4 protein-coding genes and 1 pseudogene are annotated in these 3,127 nt (G+C 53.1%); 4 read left to right on the forward strand and 1 reads right to left on the reverse strand.

From position 1 onward, the window contains the following. A partial coding sequence (gene spo0A / locus B3W37_RS01255) for a sporulation transcription factor Spo0A (protein WP_483174551.1) occupies positions 1-447 on the forward strand: 447 nt, incomplete at its 5' end. A gap of 414 nt (positions 448-861) precedes the next feature. Beyond that, positions 862-1,998, forward strand: a complete 1,137-nt coding sequence (locus tag B3W37_RS01260; RefSeq protein WP_483174553.1) for a M20/M25/M40 family metallo-hydrolase — start codon at positions 862-864, stop codon at positions 1,996-1,998. Here B3W37_RS01260 and B3W37_RS01265 read toward each other — a convergent pair whose 3' ends face one another. Then, positions 1,999-2,124, reverse strand: coding sequence for a hypothetical protein (locus B3W37_RS01265; RefSeq protein WP_481040550.1), 126 nt, complete (start codon positions 2,122-2,124; stop codon positions 1,999-2,001). It lies immediately after the preceding gene. Between the two features lie 61 nt (positions 2,125-2,185). Between B3W37_RS01265 and B3W37_RS01270 the strand changes: the two genes are divergently transcribed. After that, complete coding sequence (locus tag B3W37_RS01270) at positions 2,186-2,725, forward strand: NUDIX domain-containing protein (RefSeq protein ID WP_481040548.1); 540 nt, start codon at positions 2,186-2,188, stop codon at positions 2,723-2,725. Beyond that, a pseudogene (locus tag B3W37_RS01275) lies at positions 2,726-3,127 on the forward strand (endonuclease Q family protein); the annotation flags it as partial.

The raw sequence follows: 3,127 nt of genomic DNA on the forward strand, positions 1-3,127 counted from the left end.
GGAGACCGGGTCAGGCAAGTGGTCAGAGACATCAAGCCCCGGGAAGAAAACCGGGGCGGAGTGGCCACATTGACCGTGCATCACGGCAGCGCGAAAAACCTTGAGGTTGAGGTCACCAAAGTCATTCACGAAATCGGAGTGCCGGCTCATGTAAAGGGATATCAGTATTTGCGCGACGCCATAATGCTGGTGGTTGAAGAGATCAATTACCTGGGCGCGGTGACCAAGGAACTGTATCCGGCTATTGCTCAAAAATATGACACTACTCCCAGCCGGGTGGAAAGAGCTATTCGCCACGCCATCGAATTAGCCTGGGATCGCGGGGATGTAGACAAGATCAATAAGGTGTTTGGGTACACCATCAGCGGTGAAAAAGGCAAGCCTACGAATTCTGAGTTCATAGCCATCATAGCCGACCGCCTGCGCTTGGAAAACAAGGTTAGCTAACCGAGTTTAAGAGAACACTCTGTAAGAAATTACAGAGTGTTTTTTTATGCAGAAAAACCCCCGGCCTGACCGGGGAAGGTCTTGCAAAAGCCGCCCCTTTGAGGGGCAGCCGGCAAAGGCATGCGGTTGGCAGAAGTTCAGTGCGCTTTAAGGCGCCGCCGGCAAGACGCCCTTATAGGGCTGACGCATGCCACCGGTTACCAGCGCTGGTCATGACTGGGCGCATGACTATTACAGGTGGAGATTTTTGATGGTTCCGCGGCATAATTCCTATATTGTGACCGGGGTGGTATACTGGACAAGGAAGATTTTGGCCGGAGTTGCATTTAAGAACCCGGTTAAGGCCATATTAATTATCGATACAAGGCAACAGCGTTGTAAACCGCCTTTTAAAAATTAATAGGAGATTGGTTGATGATAAATGAAGATCGGCTTGTAAAAGGCTTTTGTAAACTGGTCGGTACCGCCTCGGTATCAGGGCGCGAAGGAGCCGTACGGGACTTGTTGATCAAGGCCATGGCCGACCGGGGCCTCAAGGCGACAGAAGATGCGGCTGCCCTTACGGTTAACGGCGAATCCGGAAACCTGTTGGCGCGCATTCCCGGGAATGCGCCTGGCCAGAAGGTGCTTTTCGCCGCCCACATGGATACAGTTGAGCCGGGAGAGGGTGTCGTTGCCGTGGTTGAAGCGGGTATTATCCGCAGCCAGGGTGATACCATACTGGGATCAGACGATAAAGCCGCCATTGCCGCCCTCCTGGAAGCCCTGGATGTATTACGGGAAAAACATCTGGCCTTTCCTGATTTGGAGCTGCTTTTCACAGTAGGGGAGGAACAGGGTTTGAAGGGGGCCAAGGCCTTCGATTTCAGCGTGCTCCAGTCGGAAATCGGCTATGTTTTGGATGCCGGGGGAGAGCCGGGTTGTATCGTGATACAGTCCCCCTGTCAGAATGAAATAGAATATGAGGTATACGGGCGGGCAGCTCACGCTGGCATCAACCCGGAGGAGGGCCTTAACGCCATTCACCTGGCAGCCAAAGCTTTATCGTCCATGCCCTCCGGCCGTATTGATCACGATACCACCTGTAATTTCGGGCTGATTGCCGGGGGGAAAGCCCGCAATATAGTGGCTGAATACTGCCATGTCAGGGGGGAGGCCCGCAGCTTATCGCGCCGCAAACTGGATGAGCTTACCGCCGCCTTGACACAGACATTCTGCGACGAAGTCGAAAGACAGGGGGGCAGGGCTCAAACCAGCATCACTTTGCTCTACCCCGAGATAAGCCTCAAGCCAGACGATGAAGTGGTGCGCCTGGCGGCCTCAGCAGCCAGATCAATCGGGCTCAAACCGCGTTTGATAAAAACCGGCGGAGGCAGTGATGCCAGCATTATTCATGGTGCGGGAATACCCTGTGCCAACCTGGGGGTGGGCATGCAGAAGGTGCATACCTGCCAGGAATTTATTAAGCTTTCCGACCTCTCAGCCGTAACCCGGCTCATTCTGGCCATCATACAAACCGCTGTTGAACAAAATCCGGACTCAAACCCGTAATCAATGCAGGCTGAGGCGAATATACTCCTGAAGAAGCATTTCTCCTGGCACTTTTTCCAGCCAGGCCAGTATTTCTCCGATTTTGCCCTGCATGGTCATGCTGTTATGAGCGATAAAAATGTTCATTACCATCACCTCTGCTGCAGTATATGCAGGAGGTGGAAGAGTTATACAGGGAGGGCTCAAAATGTATTTCGAGGAGAAAACTATCGAATCCAAGCCCATATTTAAAGGGAGAATCATCGAAGTCAAGGTCGACCGGGTGCTCCTGCCCGGTGGGCAGGAGAGCACCCGCGAGATCGTTTTGCACGCCGGCGCGGTGGCTATCGTTGCCATCGATGACCAGGAAAACCTGTACCTGGTGCGCCAGTACCGCAAGCCTTTGGAAAAAACCCTGCTGGAGATTCCGGCCGGCACCCTGGAAGAAGGGGAAGAACCGCTGCATTGCGCCCAGCGCGAATTGGAGGAAGAAGTGGGAATGAAAGCGGAACGCTGGGAGAAACTGCTGTCCTATTACAGCGCGCCCGGCTTTTGCAACGAGCTTTTACATATATTCCTAGCCACCGGACTCACTCCCGGAGTCGTCCATTTGGATGCGGATGAATTCGTTGAAAGAGTCATTATGCCGTTAGACCAGGCCGTTAAGGCTATTGAAACCGGCCAAATCGCAGACGGTAAAAGTATTATCGGCATACAGTGCTGGTTGAACCGTAGGGCGGCTAAGTAGATGCATCGTTATTACGCTGATTTGCATATTCATATCGGCTCTGCACAGGGAAGGGCAGTTAAAATTACCGCGTCACGGCATTTAACCCTGCATAAGGTGCTTTTTCAGGATGCCCCGCGCAAAGGTCTGGATATAGTGGGGATTGTGGATACGGGCAGTCCGTTGGTCAGCGCAGAAATGGAAGCCATGCTCACAGAGGGCTCTCTACAGGAACTGGCGGGGGGCGGGTTTTTGGCCAACAATGGAGTCTTGCTGGTCGCCGGGTGTGAAATAGAAACCTGTGAAGGCATACATGTTATTATCTACCTGCCTGACCTGAAGAGTATCCGGACTCTCCAGAAATACCTGCATACCAGGGTCAAAAATCCCAACCTCTCCACTCAGGCGGCTCGATGCAGCACT

This window comes from Syntrophomonas sp. UBA5494 (assembly GCF_002426325.1).

Excerpts from the sequence above, each read along its gene's own strand:
- B3W37_RS01260 (WP_483174553.1), top strand. The coding sequence starts at position 862 with ATGATAAATGAAGATCGGCTTGTAAAAGGCTTTTGTAAACTGGTCGGT.
- B3W37_RS01265 (WP_481040550.1), bottom strand. The coding sequence starts at position 2,124 with ATGAACATTTTTATCGCTCATAACAGCATGACCATGCAGGGCAAAATC.
- B3W37_RS01270 (WP_481040548.1), top strand. The coding sequence starts at position 2,186 with ATGTATTTCGAGGAGAAAACTATCGAATCCAAGCCCATATTTAAAGGG.